At 71.6% G+C, this 21338-nt stretch carries 14 protein-coding genes; 4 read left to right on the top strand and 10 right to left on the bottom strand.

The window, feature by feature from the left end:
* The first annotated feature begins 692 nt into the window (after nucleotides 1-692).
* From VMR06_RS04785 to VMR06_RS04775, 3 genes are all read left to right on the top strand, one after another.
* Nucleotides 693-3857 (top strand): efflux RND transporter permease subunit, encoded by a 3165-nt coding sequence (locus tag VMR06_RS04785; RefSeq protein WP_325373565.1) that lies wholly within the window; start codon nucleotides 693-695, stop codon nucleotides 3855-3857.
* 249 nt (nucleotides 3858-4106) lie between these two features.
* Nucleotides 4107-4970, top strand: a complete 864-nt coding sequence (locus VMR06_RS04780) for a glycosyltransferase family 2 protein (protein WP_325373563.1) — start codon at nucleotides 4107-4109, stop codon at nucleotides 4968-4970.
* Nucleotides 4971-5046: 76 nt separating this feature from the next.
* A complete protein-coding gene (locus VMR06_RS04775) occupies nucleotides 5047-7425 on the top strand; it encodes a winged helix-turn-helix domain-containing protein (RefSeq protein WP_325373561.1) in 2379 nt (792 codons plus the stop codon).
* Between the two features lie 32 nt (nucleotides 7426-7457).
* Here the strand turns inward: VMR06_RS04775 and VMR06_RS04770 are convergent, their stop codons facing one another.
* The 6 genes from VMR06_RS04770 to VMR06_RS04745 form a co-directional block, all read right to left on the bottom strand.
* Nucleotides 7458-8438 (bottom strand): hypothetical protein, encoded by a 981-nt coding sequence (locus VMR06_RS04770; protein WP_325373559.1) that lies wholly within the window; start codon nucleotides 8436-8438, stop codon nucleotides 7458-7460.
* A gap of 531 nt (nucleotides 8439-8969) precedes the next feature.
* On the bottom strand, nucleotides 8970-9881 hold the full coding sequence (locus VMR06_RS04765; protein ID WP_325373557.1) for a hypothetical protein: 912 nt from the start codon (nucleotides 9879-9881) through the stop codon (nucleotides 8970-8972).
* Between the two features lie 78 nt (nucleotides 9882-9959).
* Nucleotides 9960-10523: a hypothetical protein gene (locus VMR06_RS04760; RefSeq protein WP_325373555.1), complete on the bottom strand. Its 564-nt coding sequence runs from the start codon at nucleotides 10521-10523 to the stop codon at nucleotides 9960-9962.
* Nucleotides 10524-11063: 540 nt separating this feature from the next.
* Nucleotides 11064-11966: an NAD(P)/FAD-dependent oxidoreductase gene (locus VMR06_RS04755; protein WP_325373553.1), complete on the bottom strand. Its 903-nt coding sequence runs from the start codon at nucleotides 11964-11966 to the stop codon at nucleotides 11064-11066.
* A complete protein-coding gene (locus VMR06_RS04750; protein ID WP_325373551.1) occupies nucleotides 11956-12411 on the bottom strand; it encodes an Rrf2 family transcriptional regulator in 456 nt (151 codons plus the stop codon). Before VMR06_RS04750 ends, VMR06_RS04755 begins: the two co-directional genes overlap by 11 nt.
* A gap of 48 nt (nucleotides 12412-12459) precedes the next feature.
* The gene (locus tag VMR06_RS04745) at nucleotides 12460-13659 is read right to left on the bottom strand and encodes an acyltransferase family protein (protein WP_325373549.1); all 1200 of its coding nucleotides are present in this window, start codon (nucleotides 13657-13659) and stop codon (nucleotides 12460-12462) included.
* A 251-nt stretch (nucleotides 13660-13910) separates the two neighbouring features.
* Here VMR06_RS04745 and VMR06_RS04740 point away from each other — a divergent pair, with 251 nt between their 5' ends.
* Nucleotides 13911-14795 carry a LytTR family DNA-binding domain-containing protein gene (locus tag VMR06_RS04740; protein ID WP_325373547.1) on the top strand — a complete coding sequence of 295 codons (885 nt, stop codon included), beginning with the start codon at nucleotides 13911-13913 and terminating at the stop codon, nucleotides 14793-14795.
* 1 nt (nucleotide 14796) lies between these two features.
* On the opposite strand, the gene VMR06_RS04735 is transcribed toward VMR06_RS04740, so the two are convergent.
* The 4 genes from VMR06_RS04735 to VMR06_RS04720 form a co-directional block, all read right to left on the bottom strand.
* Nucleotides 14797-16227 (bottom strand): MFS transporter, encoded by a 1431-nt coding sequence (locus tag VMR06_RS04735; protein ID WP_325373545.1) that lies wholly within the window; start codon nucleotides 16225-16227, stop codon nucleotides 14797-14799.
* 265 nt (nucleotides 16228-16492) lie between these two features.
* Nucleotides 16493-18394, bottom strand: a complete 1902-nt coding sequence (locus VMR06_RS04730; protein ID WP_325373543.1) for a hypothetical protein — start codon at nucleotides 18392-18394, stop codon at nucleotides 16493-16495.
* A gap of 285 nt (nucleotides 18395-18679) precedes the next feature.
* A complete protein-coding gene (locus tag VMR06_RS04725; protein ID WP_325373541.1) occupies nucleotides 18680-19045 on the bottom strand; it encodes a YciI family protein in 366 nt (121 codons plus the stop codon).
* Nucleotides 19046-19065: 20 nt separating this feature from the next.
* On the bottom strand, nucleotides 19066-21189 hold the full coding sequence (locus VMR06_RS04720) for a TonB-dependent receptor (RefSeq protein WP_325373539.1): 2124 nt from the start codon (nucleotides 21187-21189) through the stop codon (nucleotides 19066-19068).
* Between the last annotated feature and the right edge of the window lie 149 nt (nucleotides 21190-21338).

Genomic DNA, 21338 nt, shown 5'->3' with positions numbered 1-21338 from the left:
CCGGTACCGCGGTCTCCGGGCATCCTGTCCTACGACTGCGCGAAGGTGCTCCGGGGGTCTGCTGACAGCGCATCCTGCGCTGACAGCAGACTGGGCCACGTCCTGTGGCCCACCCTTCGGGCCTTTCCTGCGCACCTTCGCCGCGGCACAGGGGCCCCGTGGGCGCGCATCCTGCGCGCTAGAGCGAGAAGCGAGAGCGAGGAGCGGAAAGCGGAAGCGAAAGTACGCGCAGCCTTACCCGCATGCGAAAGCTCGCGCACGAACGCGTGCGCAGACGCTCGCGAGCGAACCACGCCGCTTCGGCTCTGGCCTTTGCTTCGTCTTCTGCGCGCAGGAAGCGCGCTGACGGGTCCCGTGAGACGCGGTGGATCGGTGCCGGATCAGCCCGCAGGGGCGCGGGCAGGGAGGCCCGCGCGTTCGTCGTCAGCACAGGAGGTGCTGTCGACGAACCCCGGCGCCGGTCCACGCACCCGCAGGGCAGGATGCCCGGAGGGCGCGTCTCTGGGGTGGCCTTTCTTTTGGTTACTTTTCTTTGGCCACGCAAAGAAAAGTGACCCGCTCGCCTGGAGGCGAGCGGAACAAGGCAGGATGCCGCCCACCGACGAAGCGGCCCCCGCCTCGCCGGCAACACACCTCAGCTCCAACCGTCCGCGACATTCGCGCGACACCGCGCGAAACACCGGAACCCCCCCGTGAACATCGCCGCCCCCTTCATCAAACGCCCCATCGGCACGATCCTGCTCGCCCTCGGCGTCATGGTCGGCGGCCTGATCGCCTACTTCCAGCTCGGCGTCGCGGCGCTGCCGAACGTCGAGTTTCCGGTGATCTTCGTCGTCGCCAATCAGCCCGGCGCCGATGCCGAGAACATGGCCTCGACCGTCGCCGCGCCACTGGAACGCCATATGGGCCGGGTCTCCGGCGTCGACCAGATGAGCTCGACCAGCCGCCAGGGCTCGGCGGTGGTGATCCTGTTCTTCACGTTCGACAAGAACATCGACGCGGCCGCGCGCGACGTGCAGGCGGCGATCAACGCCTCGATGGCCGATCTGCCGTCCGGGTTGCGCACCGCGCCGGTCTACCGCAAGGCCAATCCGAACAACGATCCGGTGCTGCTGCTGGCGCTGACCTCCAAGACGCGCACGACGGCGGATCTGTACAACATGGCCGACTCGCTGCTGGCGCAGCGCGTGCGCCAGGTGCCCGGCGTCGCCGACGTCAACATCACCGGCGGCGCGACGCCGGCCGTGCGCGTGGACGTGGACCTGCGCAAGCTGACCTCGATGGGCCTGTCGGCCGACCAGGTCCGCAACGCGATCGCCGCGGCCAACGTGACCTCGCCGCAGGGCTTCCTCAGCGACGGCCGCACGATGATGACGATCGCCGCGAACGATGCGCTGACCACCGGCGCGCAGTTCGCCGACATCGTCGTGGCGGTGCGCAACGGCGTGCCGATCCGGCTGCGCGACATCGCCACCGTCGGCGACGGCCAGGAGAACAAGAATCAGGCGGCCTGGTTCAACGGCCAGCGCGCGATCCTGATGGTCGTCAGCAAGCAGGCCGACGCCAACGTCATCCAGACCGTCGACCACATCTACGACGAGCTGCCGCTGATGCGCAGCTGGCTGCCCGAGGGCGTGGAGCTGACGCCGTTCAACGACCGCACCGCGACGATCCGCGCATCGGTCATGGAGGTGCAGATCACGCTGCTGATCAGCCTGGCCCTGGTCATCATGACGATGCTGCTGTTCCTGCGCCGCGTCGCGCCGACCGTGATCGCCGGACTCTCGGTGCCGCTGTCGCTGGCCGGCGCGTTCATCGTGATGTACGCGCTCGGCTTCACGCTCGACAACCTCACGCTGATGGCGCTGGTGATCTCGATCGGCTTCGTCGTCGACGACGCGATCGTCGTGATCGAGAACATCGTGCGCCATCTGGACATGGGCAAGACGCGGCTCGAGGCCGCGCTCGACGGCGCCAAGGAGATCGGCTTCACGATCGTGTCGATCACCGCCTCGCTGATCGCGGTGTTCGTGCCGCTGCTGTTCATGGGCGGCTTCATCGGCATGTTCCTGCATTCCTTCGCGGTCACGATCACCGCGGCGATCGCGATGTCGGCCCTGGTCTCGCTGACGCTGACCGCCTCGCTGTGCGGTCGCTACCTGCAGCCGCACGGCGTCGAGAAGCCGTCCCGGCTCGGCCGCCGCATCGACGCGATGCACGCCGGCATGCTCGCCGGCTACCGGCGCGCGCTGGACTGGTCGCTGCGCCATCCGCGCCTGATGAGCCTGCAGCCGCTGCTGCTGGTGATCGTGACGATCTGGCTGTCGACGTTCCTGAAATTCGGCATGGTGCCGCAGCAGGACACCGGCATGATGAACGGCACCGCGGTCGCCAGCGCGTCGGTCTCCTACGAGGCGATGGTCGATCTGCAGCGCAAGGTGGCCGGCATCCTGATGGCCGATCCGGCGGTCGCCAGCGTCGGCTCGTCGGTCGGCGGCGGCGGCGGTCCCGGTGCGAGCGCCAATCGCGGCCAGTTCTTCATCAACTTGAAGCCGCTCGGCAAGGGCCGCGAGGAAACGACGTTCCAGGTCATGGACCGGCTGATCCGCAAGACCGAGAACCTGGCCGGCGTCGAGCTGCGCCTGCGCCCGGTGCAGGATCTGGGCGGCGGCGGCGGTCCGCGCGGCGGCGACTCGCAGTTCAGCTATTCGATCAAGGGCAGCAACTACGCCGAACTGCTCGAGTGGGGGCCGCGCCTGGCCGCCGAGATGAAGAAGCTGCCGCAGCTGACCAATGTCGGCACCTCGCTCGACGACGGCGGCATCGAGCAGAACCTGGTGATCGACCGCGACACCGCCTCGCGGCTCGGCGTGTCGATCGGCGCGATCTCCAGCGTGCTCTACAACGCGTTCGGCCAGCGCCAGATCTCGACGATCTACTCGGACCTCAACCAGTACCGCGTGGTGCTCAATGCGATCACCGGCGAATCGCCGGGCGTCGATACGCTCAAGCGCCTCTACGTGCGGTCGAACAGCGGCGCGATGATCCCGCTCGACGCGGTCACGCGGATCGAACCGAGCCGCGCGCCGCTGATGATCCAGCACGATTTCCAGTTCCCGGTGCTCGACCTGACGTTCAACATGGCCGAAGGCGTGACGATGGGCCAGGTGATCCCGCTGATCCAGCAGACCATGCGCAACCTGCGCATGCCCGGCAGCATCCAGGGCGAGTTCGGCGGCGAGCTGCGCCGCTTCCAGCAGCAACAGTCGAGCCAGGGCCTGCTGCTGATCGCGGCGGTGCTCGCGGTCTATCTGGTGCTCGGCATGCTCTACGAGAGCCTGATCCACCCGGTGACGATCCTCTCGACGCTGCCCTCGGCAGGCGTCGGCTGCCTGCTCGCGATGCTGGCGACCAATACCGAGCTGACGCTGATCTCGATCATCGCGATCGTGCTGCTGATCGGCATCGTCAAGAAGAACGCGATCATGATGATCGACTTCGCGCTGCACGCCGAGCGCGATCTCGGGCTGCCGCCGATCGAGGCGATCCGCGAGGCCTGCCTGGTCCGCTTCCGCCCGATCATGATGACCTCGATGGTGGCGATCCTCGGCGCCGTGCCGCTGGCGATCGGCTTCGGCGTCGGCTCGGAGCTGCGCCAGCCGCTCGGCATCGCGATGATCGGCGGCCTGCTGGTCTCGCAGACGCTGACGCTGCTGTCGACGCCGGCGATCTATCTGGTCTTCGCGCGGATGGCCGCGCGGCGCAAGCAGCGCCGCGCCGAGAAGCGCGCCCTGCGCGAAGCCCGGCGCGCGGCGCGCCGCGCGCGCGCCGACATGACGCCGACGTCGGGTACCTGACACTGCCGGGCAGTCCGTCACGGCGCCTGCGCGGTCCGGCGACGGGCCGTGCGGGCATCCGCCCGCGGGCGGTGTCATCGAATCTTCACGCGCCCGTTCGCACGTCGTTTAACCGCAACCGCGCACGATCCGCCGCGCCCAGCCGGGCGACCGAGAGCCGTACGTGATGATGCCCTGCCCTTCCCGCCTGTCGCCGCCGCCCGCTCCGCGCAGCGATCGCGCTCCGCAGCCAGTCCGGGCCCGCCGCCGATGACCGCCTTCCTGCCCGATCCGGCCGCGCTCGCGAGCGGTCCGACGACGCTGCCGATCAGTCTGGTCGTGCTGACCTACAACGAGGCGCACAACATCGCACGCTGCCTCGACAGCGTGCCGTTCGCGGCCGAGAAGCTGGTCGTGGACTGCGGCAGCACCGATGCGACCGTGGCGATCGCCGAAGAACACGGCGCCCGCGTGGTACATCAGCCATGGCTCGGCTTCGGTGCGCAACGCAACGCCGCCGCGGCGCTGGCGCGGCACGACTGGCTGCTGGTGCTCGACGCCGACGAGTTTCTGTCGCCCGAGCTGGTGGCCGAGTGCCGCGAACGCCTGCCGGCGTGGCTGGCCGGTCCGCTCGCCGCGGTCGGCCTGCGCCGGCACGGCCTGTTCATGGCCAAGCCGATGCGCCACTACCGGCCGCTGCGCGGCGAGCGCAAGCTGCGGCTCTACCATCGCGACCGCGCGCGCTGGACCGAGGCGCGCGTGCACGAATCGCTGCGCCCGCGCGGCCCGACCGCGATGCTCGACGCGCCGCTGCACCATCGCACCACGCCGAGCCTGCTACACAAGCAGATCAAGTCCACCCTCTACGCCGAACTGAAGGCCACCGATCGCCATGCCGCCGGCAAGCGGCCGTGGATCGCGCTCAGCCCGTTGATCTTCATCACGACCTTCCTCAAGGAATACCTGCTGCGGCGGGCCGTGCTGGACGGCGCGCGCGGCTACATCAGCGCGCATCTGAGCGCCCATGCCGCGGTCTACCGGCGCTTCCGGCTGTACGAGATGCAGCGCAACCCGGCCTCGATCGGGCAGGCCCGCGACTGGCTGATCGCGCACGATCTCGAACGGGACGCCTGACCGGCTGCGCGGCGCCGGCCGCGGGGTATCCTAGCGCGGCGTCCGCGGCCGATCCGCGCGCGGACCCGGAGTACGGATGGCCCACCCGGCGACACCCGCCGCCTATCGCTGCGGCGACTACATGATCGTTCCGGCCGAGCGCCGCCTGCTGCGCGATGGCCGGGCGTTGGAGCTCGAAGCGAAGGTCTTCGACCTGATCGTGCTGCTGATCGAGCATCGCGACCGCGCGCTCGACAAGCGCATGCTGGCCGAGGCGCTGTGGGGCCGGCGGCCGGTCACCGATACCGCGCTCAGCCAGCTCGTCTACAAGGCGCGGCGCGCGCTCGACGACGACGGCGAACGCCAGGCGATGATCCGTACCGTCTACGGACGCGGCCTGCAATGGGCGGCGCCGACCGAAGCGGTCGCGCCGGATCCGCCCGAGACCACGCCGGCGGCCGGTCCCGATCCGGCACCGGCGGCACGGCCGCAGCCGGCGCGCCGGCGCGCAGCGCTGGCCGCAGCCGTGCTCGCGCTGGCGGCGTCGGTGCTGGCCGCGGTGCTGCTGTGGCCGCGCGCGTCGCCGCCGCCCGCCGTGCCGCGCATCGCGTTCCTGCCGATCGAGAACGCGACCGGCGATTCCGGCCTGGACTGGGTCCGCAACGGCTTGCCGGGCCTGATCGGCAGCCTGGCCGCCGAGTCCGGCGCGATCGATGCCGGCGACGCCCTGCAGGGTGCGCGTGCCGGCAACTTCGCGCCGGTCGGCGGCGGATCCGCGCAGGATCGCCTGCGCGATGCGACCGGCGCGGATCTCGTCGTCGAGGGCCGGCTGCGCCGGATCGGCGACGGACTCTACGAGCTGACCCTGCGCATCGACGGCGGCGGCGCGCTCGCGCGCGACGGCCGCCTCGTCGTCAGCGCAGCGGATGTCGCCACGCTCGGCGTCAATGCCGCGCCGCGGATCCTGCGTCTGCTCGGTCTGCACGCACCACCGGCGCGGCCCGATGCCGGTGCGCACGGCGATGACTACTTCGCGCAGACCTTCGCGCGCGGCATGGATCTGGCGACACAAGGCGACTGGGCGCGCGCCAAGCCGTATTTCGCCTTGTGCGTGCAGAGTGCGCCGGACTTCCTGCCGGCGCGGCTGCGCCTCGGCGAGGCCGAGGCCAACACGCGCGATCTCGCCCGCAGCGACGTCACGCTGGCCGGGCTGGTCGACGCGGCCGCCGCGCGCGAACTGCCGAACCTGCAGGCGGCGGCCCTGCTCGCGCTGGCGGAGAACCAGTTCCGCCGCGGCGACCGCTCGGCGGCACTGACCCTGATCGAACGCGCCCGCGAGCCGGCCGAGCGCAGCGGCGACCCGGACTTGCGCGCGCGCGGCGATCTGATGGCCGCGCAGGCACTGGCGATCCTCGAGCGTCCGGCCGAGTCGGCGCAGCGCCTGTTCCGGGCACGCGAGCTGATCCAGGCGCACGGCCTGCGCCAGCGCCTGGCGATGCTGGCGCATACCGAGGGCCTGATCGCCGAGACGCGCCGCGACTACGCGGCACAGTACGCGGCGGCGCGCCGCGCGCTGGCGGCGGCCGAAGCGATCGGCGACGAGCGCACCGCGATCGGCCAGACCTATCTGCTCGGCCGCATGCTGAGCTGGCAGGAACGGCCGCTGGAGGCGCTGCCGCTGCTGGTGCGCGCCTGGCAGCGTGCGATCGACGCGCAGATGCTGTTCACGCAGGTGTCCAGCGGCGTCGAGCTGGCCTGGGTGCTGGTCGAGACCGGTCTCTACGCCGAGGCCTGCGCTTTGACCGGCACCCTGCTCGAGACCCTGCGCGACCAGTCCAACCGCTACTGGACGGCGATCGCGACCGCCGCCGATGCGCGCTGCCGGCGCACCGGCGGCGACGCCGCCGCAGGGCTGGCCGCCTATCGCGCGACCTGGCCGCTGGTCGACGTGCAGGAAGATCCGTCACTGGCGGCGCTGGTGCTGCAGTACGAGGCGCTGGCGGCGTTCGTCGCCGAGCCGGGCGCGCTGCCGCAGATCCACGCGCGGCTGAAGCAGATGGTCGCCGATGCGAAGTCGCCGGACACCTACCGGCATGCCGCGCGCCTGATCGAGGCGCTCGCGGCCGCGGCGGCCGGCGATCGCGAGGCCGCCGCCGCGGCGCTGCGCGCCGAACGCGACGATCCGGACCGCGACGACCCGCAGCGCAACGAACTCAGCCGCGTCGCGCTGCACATCGCCCTGGCGCACGACGACGCGGCGATCGCCGCACTGGCCTCGGACGGCGCCGATCCGCTGGCCAGCCACGATGCGGAAGTCCTGCGCCTGTACGCGCAATGGGCCGATGCGCACGGCGCCGCGGCGCTGGCCGCCCAGGCAAGGCAGCGGCGCGCCGATATCGAGCGCGGCGCGCGCGAAGCGCTTGCGGCGATCGAGTTTGCGCTGCCGGCCGGCACGACCGCCGCGACGCTGCGCTGACCGGCCGCGGACCCCGCGGCGGGCCGGTCCGCTCAGGGCGTCTCGAAATCGGCGTACAGGATGCGGTCCTCGAACAGCACCAGGCCGTCGTTGCCGGCGGCGACCACGGCACCGCCGCGCACCGACAGCGTCGCCAGCGGGCGCTCGGCGGGGTCGCAATAGCCGGTCTGCCAGGTGCGGGCCAGGTCGACCGACTCGTACAGGCAGCCGCCGTAGCTGGCCGCGTACCAGTGCGTGCCGCGGTGCCTGAGGTCGAGCAGCGGCGTATCACCCGGCGTATCGCCGATGCGGGTCCAGGTCTGGCCGCCGTCGAGCGTCTCGAACATGCCCTGGCTCTGCGTCGAGACGATGCCGTGGTCGGCGCTGAGGAAGTCGGTCGCGTTGATCTTGCCGTGCGTGAACGTCAGCAGGGTCCAGGTCGCGCCGGCATCGTCGCTGCGCAGGACCGAACCGAGCTCGCCGGAGCTGCGTATGATGCCGCCGGTCGCGTAGAGGATGTTCGCGTCCGGGGCGTGCAGCTCGTCGAAGTTGATGTTGAACTTGCCCGGGAACGCCAGCGTCCAGCTGTCGCCGCCGTCGGCGGTCACGTGGATCTGGCCGCCCTTGATCGCGACCCAGTGCTGCGCATCGGCGAAGTGCATGTCGAACACGCTGCCGCCGCCGGCCTCGCCGAGCGCGGGCAGCTCGACCCAGGTCGCGCCGCGATCGGTGCTGCGGTAGAGGCTCTGACGCGCCGCGTAGAACGTGTCGGCATCGGCCGCATGGCCGAACAGCAGACTCTGCCCCTGCTGCGGTACCACGTCGATCTCGGTCCAGGTCAGGCCGCCGTCGGAGGTGACCAGGCCGCAGTTGAACGCGCCGGCCGCGAAGCCGTGGCGGGCGTCGGAAAAGTCCACGTCGGTGACCGAGCACACGCCGGCGCCATCGGCCGGCAGCCAGCCGGCCGCGCCGGCCGTGAACGGCAGCGCCAGGAACAGTGCCAGGGTGAGCGGAGCAGCGGATGTCGCGAGCATGACGGATCGATCCTCTGGAAACGGAGCCGGCGCACGCGGGTCGCGCGGCCGGCCAGGCGGACATGGGAGTGAACATGCCGGCCGCGCCGAGTGGACGGGCCTGACCGCCGCATTCGATCACCGGCCGCGGCCCGCTGCCATCACGGAGTCATGACGAGGTGCTTATCGGCACGCAAATCAGACGTTTGGCGCGGCGGCGGCGCCTGCGCCGATGACCCGGGAACGGGCGGCGGCCGGTGCGCCGGACCGATGGACCGCCGGTGGCAGCGACCATCCGCCGGTCGCGGAGCGCAGCCGCATGACGGTGCCGGGCGGCGCTGGCGACATCGGGAACGGTCCGCACGCCGGCGCGGCGTCTCGGCGGCGGCGCGCGTCGCAGCGGACGCCCGCGAGGCTTGCGCGACTTCGCCGAAGCCGGGACCGGCGCGGCACCGCCATGAGATCCGGGGCGCCGGAGGTCGGGCATCGCGCGGGCGATGCGCGCCGGCCGGCCCCTTGACGGGCGGGCGGCTGCGGTCGCGGCGGGCGCGATCAGTCGCCGATTCGCGCCAGACCCTCGAGCAGCTCGGCCTTGCGGCCCGCGGCCGGCCAGCCGACGACCTTGTGGACGACGCGGCCGCCCTTGAAGAAGTAGAACGTCGGCGTGCCCCACTCGTCCATGCCGGGCCAGTTCCGCTGGACGTCGACGTAGGCCATCGGGTACGGCGCATGCGCGCTCTGCCAGGCGCGGACCTGCTCGACGTCGAGCGTCGCCGTCTGCGGCAGCAGCCACAGCGACCGCTGCGCGAAGCGCGGCCCGAGCTCGGGATCGGCGGCGATCTGCCGGGCCGCGTTCTGGCTGAAGCCGCACAGCGGATGCGAGACCACGACGATCCGCGGCTGCGTCAGGTCGGCCGGGCGGCGTGTCAGCGTGTCGGTGCCCTCTCCCGGCGCCCACAGCGCCGGGGCGCCGGACGGCACCGGCGTCTCGTGCAGCAGCGGCAGATGGCCGGCGTCCGCCGCGGCATCGGCGATGCGGCGCGCCGCATCGAAGCGCCGCACCATGACCCAGGCCTCGAACATCGAGCGGCGATGGCGCGGCTCGATGCGCGAGCGCGCCGCGAGCCGTTCGTAGGCCGCGCTCATCTGCTCGGCGTAGTACGGATCGAGCGTGTAGCCGACCGGAATCTCGGCCGCGCGGAAGCGCAGATCGAGCGAGGCGTCCGGCAGCGCATCCAGCTCCGCAGCGGTCAGCGTGCCGAACCGTTCGCGGTAGCTCGCCGCGATCATCGCGCCGCGCTCGGCCTCGGAGCGGTCGATCGCGCGGGTCTGCACGGCCACCAGCGCATCGTAGTCGGCCTGCAGGTCGCGTGGTGCGGGCGTCGACGCGAACGCGCCGCCGAGCGCGAGGAACGCGCCGCCGAATGCGAGCGCGAGAATCCAGCCATGGCGTGTGACGGTCATCGGCATCGTGTCGGGTCTCGGATCGTGCGGGTGCGCGCAGGCGGGTCGGGCCCCGGCCAGGCCGGGGCCCGTGCGCCGTCACTCGATGTAGGCGGCGCAGCCGGTCATGCAGATGAAGTTGCGGCTGAACTCGCAGGACGCCCGGCTCGCGCAGCGATAGTTGTAGTGGTCGGCGGCGACGTGCTCGCCGCCGTTCACGTACAGACCGAGCAGCTGCGCGTCACGGTCGGTGGTCTGGCGCAGGTGCAGGATCCGCAGCGTGTCCTGCACGCCGAACAGGCCGAGCAGCTCGAATGCCTGGCTCACGCTGAGCTCGGCCTCAACGTCGTCGTAGCGGTAGCCGGTCAGACCGCGCGCATTGAAGCTGAGGCTGGCGAGAAAGCGCTCGCGCGCATGCGGACTCAGCGCGTCCAGCGGCGATCCGCGGCCGAGCCGGTTCGCCAGATGCGCCTGCAGATCCGACGCGGACTTGATCGGCGCGAGGAACTGCTCGATGTCGCGGCGGCGCTGGACTTCGGTATCGAACGCCGGCTGCATGCTCGCGTCGATATAGGCCGGGGGCTGCTCGCGCGAATGCAGATCGGCCGCCTGGCAGGCGATCGGAAAGGCGACCAGGGCGGCGAGGATCAGATGGAATTTCATCGGTGCATATCTCCTTCGGTTGTCGGTTTCATTGCCGACCGGCCCATGCCTGCCCCAGGCAACCGGACGACGCCACACCACATCGATGAGGTATCGCGCTGGACTCAGTTCGGGTGCGCCCTCCCCCGGCCCGGCGGCCGCGATGCGGGATCGAAACGGGAGCGGCATGCGCGAGCCGGCGGCACGCGGCGCAGGCTCAAGCGCATACGGGAGCGACGCGAGCGGCACGGCCGCGGCGCGAACGGATCGCGCGGGTCGACGGTCAGGCGATGCGGCGGGCCGGCATCGGCCGCGATGCCGGCGATCAGCCGGCGCGGAGCGGCGCCTTGCCGCGTCCGTCCTCGAGCGCTGGATCGCGCTGCCGCATCAGCCCGCATGGTCTTCTCCCTGAAGTGCCGTGTCGTGATCGCAGGCTGGCACAACGGATCAGCGCATGCAAGTTTCACTTACATTTTGTATGAAATTATCACTAACATTCCGCACCGCAGCGGCGTGCGGGCCGCGCGCGACGCAGCCGCCCGCCGATCGGCGCAGAAACGGTCAGGCGGCGATCAGCGATTGATGCGCGGCGACGCCGGCCTGCATGCCGTCGGCGACCGCGAAGGCGATGCTGCCGGCCATGCGCGCCGCGTCGCCGCAGGCGTAGACGCCGGGCACCGTGGTCGCCTTCGTCTGGTCGGTGCGCAGATAGGCACCGAGCGGACCGGCCTCGGTCGCGCAGCCGAGCTGGTCGGCCAGCGTGCCGTTGACCACGGTGCGGCTCAGCGTGAACAGGCCGTCCAGGGCGATCCGCCTGCCGTCGGCCAGCACCACGGTGGCCGTGTCGACGATCCGCACGACGCCGGCGCCCTCGATCGTGACGCCGCGCGCGGTCAGCGCTGCGTGCTGCGCGGCATCGGGCGCGTAGCGGCCGTCGGTGAACAGCGTCACCTGTCCCCAGTCCGGCAGCAGCATCGCGTGATGCTGCGAGAGCTCGCTCGAGGCCAGCACGCCGATGCGGCCGTTGTCGAGTTCGTAGCCGTGGCAGTACGGGCAATGGAAGACGCTGCGGCCCCAGCGCTCGGCGAGCCCCTCAAGCGGCGGCAGCCGGTCCTCGACGCCGACCGCGAGCACGAGCCGGCGCGCCCGGATCGCGGCGCCGCCGGCCAGCTCGACGCGGAAGCCGTCGCCGTCCGGCCGGGCGGTGACGGCGGCGTCGGCATGCCAGCGCACGGTCGGGTAGGCCAGCAGATCGGCGCGGCCGGCCGCGGCGATGTCGCCGGGCGCGCGGCCGTCCTGACCGATGAAGCCGTGCGCATGCGCCGCGAAGCGGTTGCGCCGCAGGCCGGCGTCGACGACGGCGACGCGGCGGCGCGCACGCGCCAGCTGCAGCGCGGCCGACAGGCCGGCATAGCTGCCGCCGATCACGGCGACGTCGACGCGATCGGAGGTTTCAGTGTGCATGCAAGGCCGCGCCTCTCGGATGAGCGGCCAGGCGCCGCCCGAAATCGGCCGCCAGCGCGGCCAGCGTGACGCTGCCGAGGCGTCCGATCACGACCGCCTCGGCGGCCTGGAAGGCCTCCTCGAGCGCGGCGTTGACGGCCTGTTCGACCAGGCAGACCGGATCGGGCGTGCGATGCCCGATCGCCAGCAGCGGCGGCGCGCCGACCGCGGCATAGACGTCGCGCAGCGTGACCGCGGCCGGATCGCAGCGGACCACCCAGCCGCCGCCGTGTCCCTTGGCCGAGCCGACGTAGCCGAGCCGACGCAGGCCGGCCAGCGTGCGCCGCACGACGACCGGATGCGTGCCGAGATAGCCGGCGAGCGCTTCGGACGTCAGCGGGCGGTCGCTGTGGATCATGTGCAGCAGCACGTGCAGCACCGAGGAGAGGCGGCTGTCGCTTTTCATATAACTTCTTATGTTACATGAAAGCGCGCGCCGTGCAACCGCCACCGCTCACGGCACGGCCGGCACCGGGCGCGGGTCCGGACGCGAACGCGCCTTGAGACCGAACAGCGGCCGCAGCCAGCCGATCCGGCGGATCAGCTCGTAGCCGCCGAAACAGCCGGCCAGCGTCAGCACCACCAGCAGCGGCCCTTCGAGCAGCGGCGGCAGCGCCAGCGGCCGCAGTTGGTAGGCCAGGATCACGATCAGGGTCTGGTGCAGGATGTAGACCGGAAACACCGCCGGCACCAGGTAGCGCAGCAGCGGACCGTCGTGCGCGGCGAACCGCCGCGCGAAGCCGAGCACCGCGACGATCGCGCACCACTGCTGCACCGCCCAGATCGCGCGCTGCGCCTGGCGCAGCATGGCCGGCGGGTCGGTATCGGCATACGCGGCGAAGTACCAGGCGATGAAGGCCCAGGCGGCCAGAGCCAGCCCGAGCGCCGTCCAGCGCCGGCGCTCGATCGCATCCCAGACCGGACCGCTGCGCGCGATCAGGAAACCGGCGACGAACACGGCGAAGTACTGCACGTGGTTGTACCAGTCGTCGGTCAGCCCGTGCGTCGAGCCGAATCGTCCGATCAGGGCGATGCGGGCCGCGGCCAGGAACAGGATCGGCCAGACCAGCAGTCCCCAGCCTCCGAGCGCGCGCGCCAGTCCGCCGCGCAGGCGCTCGACCGCCCGTGGCGCCGCCACGGCCAGCACGCCCAGCACCATCGTGTAGACCCACAGATAGGCCACGAACCACAGGTGGTTCCAGGTCGGCAGGTGCAGGCAGCCGTCGTCGTCGCAGAAAGTGGAATCGGCTTTGAGATAGCGCAGCCAGAACGCCAAGTAGCCGTCGTGGTAGCCGCCCGGATAGCGCGAATCGAGCAGCTCGTAATAGGCCTGCGGCGGCACGATCACCAGCATGCCGAACGCCAGCGGCAGCAGCAGCCGCCACGAGCGCGGCCCGAAGAAGCGCAGACGCCCGCCGGCCGCCTGCGCGGCCTGTGCCTTGCCGAGCAGGAACGCGGTCGCCGCACCGGACACCAGGAACAGCAGCGACAGCCGCCACGGCCCGCTCAGCAGCATCAGCGGCTCCAGCGCCGGACCGGCCTGCGGACTCTTCACATGCCAGTCCCAGCTCACGTAGTACATGCCGACGTGGTACAGGACCAGCACGCCGAACGCGCATACGCGCACCCAGTCCAGATCGTAACGGCGCTCCATCGGTGCTCCTGGTCGTCAAGGGACCGGCACAGCCTGTCCCGTGGGATGCGTGCCGACCAGCCGAAAGTGACCGGCCGCGCGGCCGCTGGGACGAGACGCGGCCCCACGGGGACCGGTCGGGACGTCCGCCGCCGCCCTGCGCCTGCGCGATGCCGCATCACCGTCCGGGGCGGTCCGGCCGGGCACGACGCCGGCGTGGGCCCGGACGCGGGGTCGGCAAACCGGATCGCACGCCCTACCATGCGCGAGCCATGTCCACGCCCGCCGCCACGCCCGCTCCCGCGCCTTCCGCCTACGACCGCTACCGGCCGTGGCAGCGCCTCGTCGAGATCGGCTTCTGGGTCGTCACGATCCTCGCCAACGCGATCGGCAACAGCGTGACCGTGCTGATGGACGTGCGCCGCGTCGGGCTCGACGTCGCCGACTGGGAGCCGGCGGTCTGGGAGTTCTCCAGCGCGCTGCTGTGGCTGGCGATCGTGCCGTGCCTGGTCTGGTTCACGCGGCGCGTGCCGCTGCAGTGGGACGGCCTGCGCCGCTATCTGGGCCTGCACCTGGCCGCCAGCGTCGTGGTCTGCCTGGTCCATGTCGGCGGCATGGTGGGTCTGCGCGTGCTGGCCTACCGGATCATGGGCGATACCTACACCTTCGGCGACTGGGCGACCGAACTCGGCTACGAGTACATCAAGGACATCCGCAGCTACGCCGGCATGGTGCTGGCGATCGAGATCTACCGGCTGCTGCTGCGCCGGCTGCAGGGCGAGGTCAGCTTGCTGGCCGCGCCCGACGAAGGGCCGCCGCTGGAGCCGGTCGACCGACCCGAGCGCTTTCTGGTGCGCAAGCTCGGACGCGAGTTCCTGGTCGCCGCCGCCGACGTCGAGTGGCTGCAGGCCGCCGGCAACTACGTCAACCTGCACATGCGCGGCCACGACTATCCGCTGCGCAGCACGATCGCCGGCATCGAGACGCGCCTGGATCCGGCCCGCTTCGCGCGCGTGCACCGCAGCTACATCGTCAATCTCGACCGCATCGCCTCGATCGAGCCGCTCGACACCGGCGATGCGCGCCTGCATCTGGTCGACGGCACCGTGCTGCCATGCAGCCGCCGCCATCGCGCCGCGCTGAGGGAGCGCGTCTGAATCAGCTGCCGGGCCGCGCTTCGGGTTTCGGCTCGGTCACCTCCTCGCCCGGGCGTGCGCGGCCGGCCATCTCGGCACCCGCGTCGGGCGCGAGGCCGCGCATCATCCAGACCGAGCTGGCCGAGACCAGGCCGATCGCGACGAACGCCAGCGCATAGTTGTCGAGCGCACCGAGCGGCTGGCCGGTCAGCGCGCCGGCGGCGCTGAGCGCGTAGCCGCCGGCGGTCACACCGAGCGCCAGCGCCACCTGCTGCACCATCGCCGCCAGGCCGCTGGCCTGCCCCATCCGCGCCGGCTCGACCTCGGCATAGGTGATCGCGTTGAGGCTCGTGAACTGCAGCGAGCGGAAGCAGCCGCCGATCAGCAGCACGCCGATCATCAGCGCGATCGGCGTATCCGGGCCGAACAGGCCGTAGCTGCACAGCAGCAGCGAGGCCAGCACCGCATTGGCGACCAGCACCGGTCGGAAACCGAAGCGGCGCAGGATCCGCGTCGCGATCGTCTTCATGAACATCGCACCGGCCGCCGAGGTGAACGTGATCAGGCCCGACTGCAGCGGATCGAAGCCGAAGCCGAGCTGCAGCATCAGCGGCAGCAGGAACGGGATCGCGCCGATGCCGATCCGGAACAGCGCACCGCCGAGCACGGCGATGCGGAACGTCGGCAGCCCGAACAGCGTCAGGTCGATCAGCGGATGCGTGCGCCGCCGCGCATGCATCGCATACAGCACCAGGATCGCGACGCCCGCCGCCGCGACGGCGACCGACAGCGCGGGACTCACCAGATGCCGGCCGAGCGTCGCCAGGCCGAAGATCGTCGCCGCCAGGCCGGTGCCCGACAACGCGAAGCCGCGCCAGTCGAGCGGTCCGACCGTCTCGCGCAGCAGCGGCACGTGGCGCCAGGCCAGCACGATGCCGAGCAGGCCGATCGGCAGGTTGATCAGGAAGATGTAGCGCCAGTGGCTGTAGGTCGTGATCAGGCCGCCGAGCACCGGCCCCAGCATCGGCCCGAGCAGCGCCGGGATCGTCAGCCAGCTCAGCGCGCGCACCAGCTCGGCCTTGGGCACGCTGCGCAGCAGCACCAGGCGGCCGACCGGCACCATCATCGCGCCGCCGATGCCCTGCGCGAACCGCGCCGCGACCAGGCTCTCGAGCGACTGCGCAGCCGCGCAGCCGAGCGAGCCGAGCAGGAACACGCCGATCGCGGTCATGAAGGTCGGCCGCGCGCCGAAGCGGTCGGCGACCCAGCTGCTGATCGGAATGAACACCGCCAGTGCCAGCAGATAGCTGGTCAGCGCCAGCTTCAGCGCGACCGGCTCGACGCCCAGATCGGCCGCCATCGCCGGCAGCGAGGTCGCGATCGCGGTCGAGTCCATGTTCTCGATGAACAAGGCGGTGGCGACGATCAGCGGCAACAGGCGTTCGCGTTTCAAATGACGGCGGTCGCAGCGGTCCAGGCGCGCATTGTCGCCCACCCCGCCTCCCCGCGGATGAGCGCATCCGCACTGCCACGCCGCGGCGGGTGCGGGACGCTCCGTCCGGCAGCGTCGCCGCTCGAGAACGAGGAGCGGCGCTCAGGCGCCATGCCGTCTCTTCGCTCTTCGTGCGCCCCGCGATCGGGGCAGCGGCCGGCCGAGCGGAGGTATCGGACACGAGCGTCGCGCGTCCCTCCATCGGAAACGTGCCGGACCGGCTGGTCTACTGCTCGAACCCGTCGCGGAAGATCGTGTCGTACCACTCCACCGCACCCAGATCGCCCGGCGGTGACTCCGGATAGACATGCGCGCCACCGAAGCGCTCGCCGTGGAAGTCGCGTTCCACCGACACCGTGCAGCGGTCGATCAGGTCCGCGCCCGGCGCGAAGGTCGTGCCGTTCACCGCCAGCGCCCCGGGCGGCAGCACCTCGAACAACCCGGACGTCGGGTCCGGGATCACCGTGTGCGCGTCGAATCCGGCCGTGCTCTGGAAGAAGCCGCACCACCTGCGCGTGAACCGGCTCGGCGGCGCCGCGCCGGCCATGGCCACCGGTGCCGGTACGCCGACGGCGCCGAAGATGCTGGCCTGGGCGACGGCGGCCGCGTCGGCGACGTCCATCCGCACGAACTGGTCCAGCGGCGTGTCGGTCAGCGCCGTGGTATGCACGACCTCCAGCGTCCCGGCGCCGGCGACCGAGAACAGCGAGCGGCCGAGCGCGGGTTCGGCGCTGCTGGCGTCCACGCGGTTGCCGGTCAGCACGCTGCTTTCGATGCGCGAGCGCCGCTGTGCCGCGCGTATCAGCGACCGGCGGCTTTCGTTGCCGGTGACGAAGGCGCGGATCAGCTCCAGCGCGCCCTGGGAGGCGATCAGCTCGCCCTCGGCCACCGGTGCCGGATCGGCCGGATCGAAGCGGTTGCCCTGGAAGCTCACGCACGGCACCGGCGCGAAGAACTCGCAGCGCACGGCCGGGCCGGCCGGTTCCACGCGCACGGCCAGTTCCGGATTCATCAAGGCCAGCCCCAGCGTGCCGCGGCCGCGCTGTTCGGCGACGTGCAGGTTGCGCAGGCGGAACCGGCTCGGCCCGTTGGGCAGGCTCAGCGAGCCGAGCTGGAAGCTCGCGGCCAGGCACAGCCCCGGCGCCTGCCCTTCGTTGTGGGTCACCGCCAGCATGCCGTTCTGCCCTTCCGCGGCACCCAGGCTGCGCCAGCCGTCCGGCCCCATCGGCACGGCAGCGTCCAGGGTGGCATAGCCGGCGCCGCAGCCGCCCGCACCGGTGGATCGATTGCCGACGATCCAGGCGGCGGCCCCGGCACGCGGCCGCGGCTGGAAGCCGCCCCCGCCCTCGACGCTGCCGAAGCAGTAGAACCCGCCGCCGCGCGCCGCGCTGTTGAAGCCGATGGTGCCGTCGACCAGGACGATGCTGCCGTGGCGGATCCGGTCCGGCGAGGCGTTCGCCCAGGTGCCGCCGCAATAGATGCCGCCACCCTGGTCGGCCGCGGCGTTGTTCATGATCTGCGCCCCTTCGTCGACGTAGAGATCGGCCTTGGCGACCGGATCGGTGGTCCGGACCTCGCTGCCGATCAGCGCGACGCCGCCGCCGCGGCCGGCGCCGTTGTTGCGGATCGTGGCGCCCCGGCCCAGCAGCACCGAGGCACGCCCGCGGATCACCAGGCCGCCGCCGGCGTTGTAGAACTCGTCGGAACCGACGAACGCATCGCCGCCGGTGACGACGATGCGCCGCAGCTGCAGCGACCCGACGCGGCCGAACAGCCTCAGATCGAAGGCCGGCCGCGCGGCGCCGCCGGACGCGTCGAAGACGGCGCGCCCGGCGTCCGAAGACGGATCGCCGGTCGGCGCCGGATCGGTGCATTCGGCGTAACCGCCCTCGATGAAGACGGCGTCCTGCACGACGAAGGGCGCATAGACGAGGCCGTCGGGAATCGCATAGGTGCCGTTGCGGATGCGGATCTGGTGCGTGCCCGGCTGGGTGCTCAACGCATCCAGCGCGGCGGCCAGGGTCGCATGGTCGCAGCCGCCGCCGCTGCCGACGCGGACCGTGACGGCAGCGGCAGGGGCGACGCCGGCCAGAGACAGCAGGGCGGTCATCAGGATTCGGACGTTCATGGGCACTCTCCCGGGAAGGACGGTCCGCGCCGCCGGAGACGGCTGGAGCCAATGCCTGCTAAGCGCAGGATGGCGCCGCCGGGAGACAGCCGGGCGCAGAGACGGCCCGGCGGATTCGAACGAGGCCGCGCCCGGCAAGCCCGGGTCTCAAGCCGTGAGACGCCGCGCGGCGAGGATGCACCGGTCGCCCGCGTTGCCTCCCCTGGCCGGGCGGCGACACCACTCGCCCGCAGCCGCTCGTCGTGAGACGCCGGATCTGCGGGCTTTTTTTGCCGCGCTCCGGGCCTAGTCGGCGCGGGGTGCCTCCGGGACAGCCTCGGCATCGACATCGGGTGCGAGACGGTTGGCCGCGGTCTGTGCGGCACCGATCAGCCAGTCGTTGGCCTCGTTGGCCTCGATGAACGCGTGCAGCCCATAGCGGCGGTAGTAGCCCTCGCGCACGAACGGATCGGCTTCGACCAGGCGCTGCGCGGCGGCGGCATCGGTGGCCTCGAGCACCTGCAGCGCGCCGTCGTCGTCGGTGAACGGCCCGCACAGGATCAGATGGCCGAGCGCCGCCTGCGTACGCAGGTGACGCACGTGCGCGAGCAGCAGCGCATCGCTGAGCCGGCCGCGCTGCTTGTCGGAGAGGATCACCAGGAATCGCGCCATCGTGCCGGTCCGGCTGCCGGTCAGCGCGTCCAGACCCACTGCAGGCCGAGCATGACGCTGCGGCCGGCACCGGGCTCGTAGTAGCGGCCGTTGCCGTCGTTGACGATGACCGAGCCGACATAGTCGCGGTCGAACAGGTTGTCGACGCGCAGGAAGCTGCGCAGACGCCCGTTCGGCAGCTCGAAGCCGTAGCCGACGTCGGCCGCGTAGATCACCGACATCGGCGCCGATTCGCTGCCGACGTCGTTGACCGGAATCGAGCTGACGTAGTCGGCCTGCGCGCCGAAGCGCCAGCCGCGCTCGCCGCCCCAGGTCAGGCCGGCGTGCAGGTCGGTGCGCGGCACGCCGGGGATCCGCGTACCGGCGGCGACCGGCGTGGTCGGGTTCGTGCACGGCACGCCGGTGCAGGTCAGGAAGCCGCTGCGGAAGGTGGCTTCCAGCCAGGTCGCCGCCAGGCGCAGGCTGAGATCCTCGGCCAGACCGAGCGTGAGCCCGGCCTCGGCGCCCTGCCGCCGCGCGGCGCCGACGTTGCGATAGCTGGTGCGGCCGCCGGCATTGGTCGCCACCGCGATCTCGTCGTCGGTGTCGGCGCGGAACAGCGCGACGTCGAGCGCCGCAGCGCGGCCGAACCGCCACTTGGCGCCGAGCTCGCCGCTGCGCGTGCGCGCCGGCAGCAGGCCGAAGTTGAGGCCCGAGCCGCCGTCGTTGCGATAGCCGAGCTCGTTGAACGTCGGCGTCTCGAAGCCCTTGCCCCAGCTGGCGTAGACACTCGCGTCCGGCGAAGCCTCGAACAGCAGGCCGGCGACCGGCGAGGTGGCCGAGTAGTCGCGGTTGCCGCTGTCGTCCGGGTTGGCGCCGACGACGTAGCGGTCGGTCATGTCGAACTTGACCTTGCTGTGGCGCACCCCGGCCATCAGCGACCAGCGCTCGGCGAAGCGCCAGGTGGCCTGGGCGTACTGGTCGAAGTTGTCGACGGTGTTGATCTCGTTGCGGCGCAGCCGGCCGCGCACGCCGAGCGCCTCGCCGACGAAGTTCTCGTAGCCGCGCCGGTGCTGGTCCTGTTCGTCGTAGTTGAGGCCGACCGTCAGCTCGATCGGGTCGAGCGCATAGGTCCAGCGCGCGTCGGCGCCGGCGTAGTCGCCGTCGAGGTCGATCACGCCGCCGGCATGCAGCGGATTGGACTGGGTCGCGACCGGGATCGCCAGATACTGCTCGACCTCGCGGCGGCCGCCGTAGGCCATCAGGCGCAGCGTATGCGCGCCGCCGATCGCCTGTTCGAAGATCGCGCCGACCTGCTTCTGGTCGACGCTCTTGCGCGTATCGAACTGCTCGGCCACGGCGGCGACCTGGCGCGGGTCGGCCTCGTACTGGGCGCGCGTGAGGCCGAGCGGGTCGTCCGCATCGGGGATGTAGACGGTGTTGGCGACCACCGTCAGCGAGCTGCCGCTGCCGAAGTCCCAGCTCAGCTTGGCATTGCCCGATTCGCGACGGGCGGCGCTGTGGTCGCGATAGCCGTCGGTCTGGAAGTGGCTGAAGTCGAGGTTGTAGCCGAACGGGCCGGAACTCCCGCGCGCGTTGACGCTGGCACGGCCGACGCCGTAGCTGGCGCCGACCAGGCCGAGACGGATCTCGTCCGCGTCGCGGCCGTCGGCCGTGAAGAGCTGGATCACGCCGCCGGCGGAATTGCCGTACAGCGCCGAGAACGGGCCGCGCAGCACCTCGACGCGGTCGGCCGAGTCGAGATTGAAATGCGAGACCTGCCCCTGCCCGTCGGGCATCGATGCCGGGATGCCGTCGACGAACAGGCGCACGCCGCGCACGCCGAAGGTGGAACGCGCGCCGAAGCCGCGAATCGAGATCTGCTCGTCCTGGGCATAGTTCTGGCGGTTGCGCGCGAGCACGCCGGGCACGGCCTCGAGCACTTCGGAGACGTTGACGCCGAGCGCGGCGCGGTCGGCCGTGTCGACCGGTACCGCGTCGATCGCGGCCGGCACGTCCTCGGCCTGGCGTGCGGTGCGTGTGGCGGTCACGACGACGACCGGCAGCTTGTCGGCGTCCTCGGCCGGTGCGGCGGCGGTCTCGGCGAGAACGGGCGCGGCCAGCACCAGCGCGGAACCCAGGAAGCCGGTCAGGCCTGTACGCATCGCGGAACGCCCCTGAACATGTGGAAGGAGCGGTGTTGTGCCCAATCGCGCGCGGCGCCGCAAGGCGAATCGGCCCCGGGCGGCGCCGGGCGCCGGCATTTCATGAAAATCATGAGGTTTATGCTGCATCCGCAGCACCGGCCGCGCCG

The organism is Dokdonella sp. (genome assembly GCF_035511235.1).
In the GTDB taxonomy this organism is placed as follows: domain Bacteria; phylum Pseudomonadota; class Gammaproteobacteria; order Xanthomonadales; family Rhodanobacteraceae; genus Dokdonella.
This window is presented reverse-complemented; position numbering and strand designations above follow the sequence as displayed.

What these genes read in the sequence shown, in the direction of transcription:
- VMR06_RS04765 (WP_325373557.1), bottom strand. Translation starts at nt 9,881, where the DNA reads ATGACCGTCACACGCCATGGCTGGATTCTCGCGCTCGCATTCGGCGGC.
- VMR06_RS04760 (WP_325373555.1), bottom strand. Translation starts at nt 10,523, where the DNA reads ATGAAATTCCATCTGATCCTCGCCGCCCTGGTCGCCTTTCCGATCGCC.
- VMR06_RS04780 (WP_325373563.1), top strand. Translation starts at nt 4,107, where the DNA reads ATGACCGCCTTCCTGCCCGATCCGGCCGCGCTCGCGAGCGGTCCGACG.
- VMR06_RS04755 (WP_325373553.1), bottom strand. Translation starts at nt 11,966, where the DNA reads ATGCACACTGAAACCTCCGATCGCGTCGACGTCGCCGTGATCGGCGGC.
- VMR06_RS04730 (WP_325373543.1), bottom strand. Translation starts at nt 18,394, where the DNA reads ATGAACGTCCGAATCCTGATGACCGCCCTGCTGTCTCTGGCCGGCGTC.
- VMR06_RS04740 (WP_325373547.1), top strand. Translation starts at nt 13,911, where the DNA reads ATGTCCACGCCCGCCGCCACGCCCGCTCCCGCGCCTTCCGCCTACGAC.
- VMR06_RS04750 (WP_325373551.1), bottom strand. Translation starts at nt 12,411, where the DNA reads ATGAAAAGCGACAGCCGCCTCTCCTCGGTGCTGCACGTGCTGCTGCAC.
- VMR06_RS04720 (WP_325373539.1), bottom strand. Translation starts at nt 21,189, where the DNA reads ATGCGTACAGGCCTGACCGGCTTCCTGGGTTCCGCGCTGGTGCTGGCC.
- VMR06_RS04770 (WP_325373559.1), bottom strand. Translation starts at nt 8,438, where the DNA reads ATGCTCGCGACATCCGCTGCTCCGCTCACCCTGGCACTGTTCCTGGCG.
- VMR06_RS04775 (WP_325373561.1), top strand. Translation starts at nt 5,047, where the DNA reads ATGGCCCACCCGGCGACACCCGCCGCCTATCGCTGCGGCGACTACATG.
- VMR06_RS04725 (WP_325373541.1), bottom strand. Translation starts at nt 19,045, where the DNA reads ATGGCGCGATTCCTGGTGATCCTCTCCGACAAGCAGCGCGGCCGGCTC.
- VMR06_RS04745 (WP_325373549.1), bottom strand. Translation starts at nt 13,659, where the DNA reads ATGGAGCGCCGTTACGATCTGGACTGGGTGCGCGTATGCGCGTTCGGC.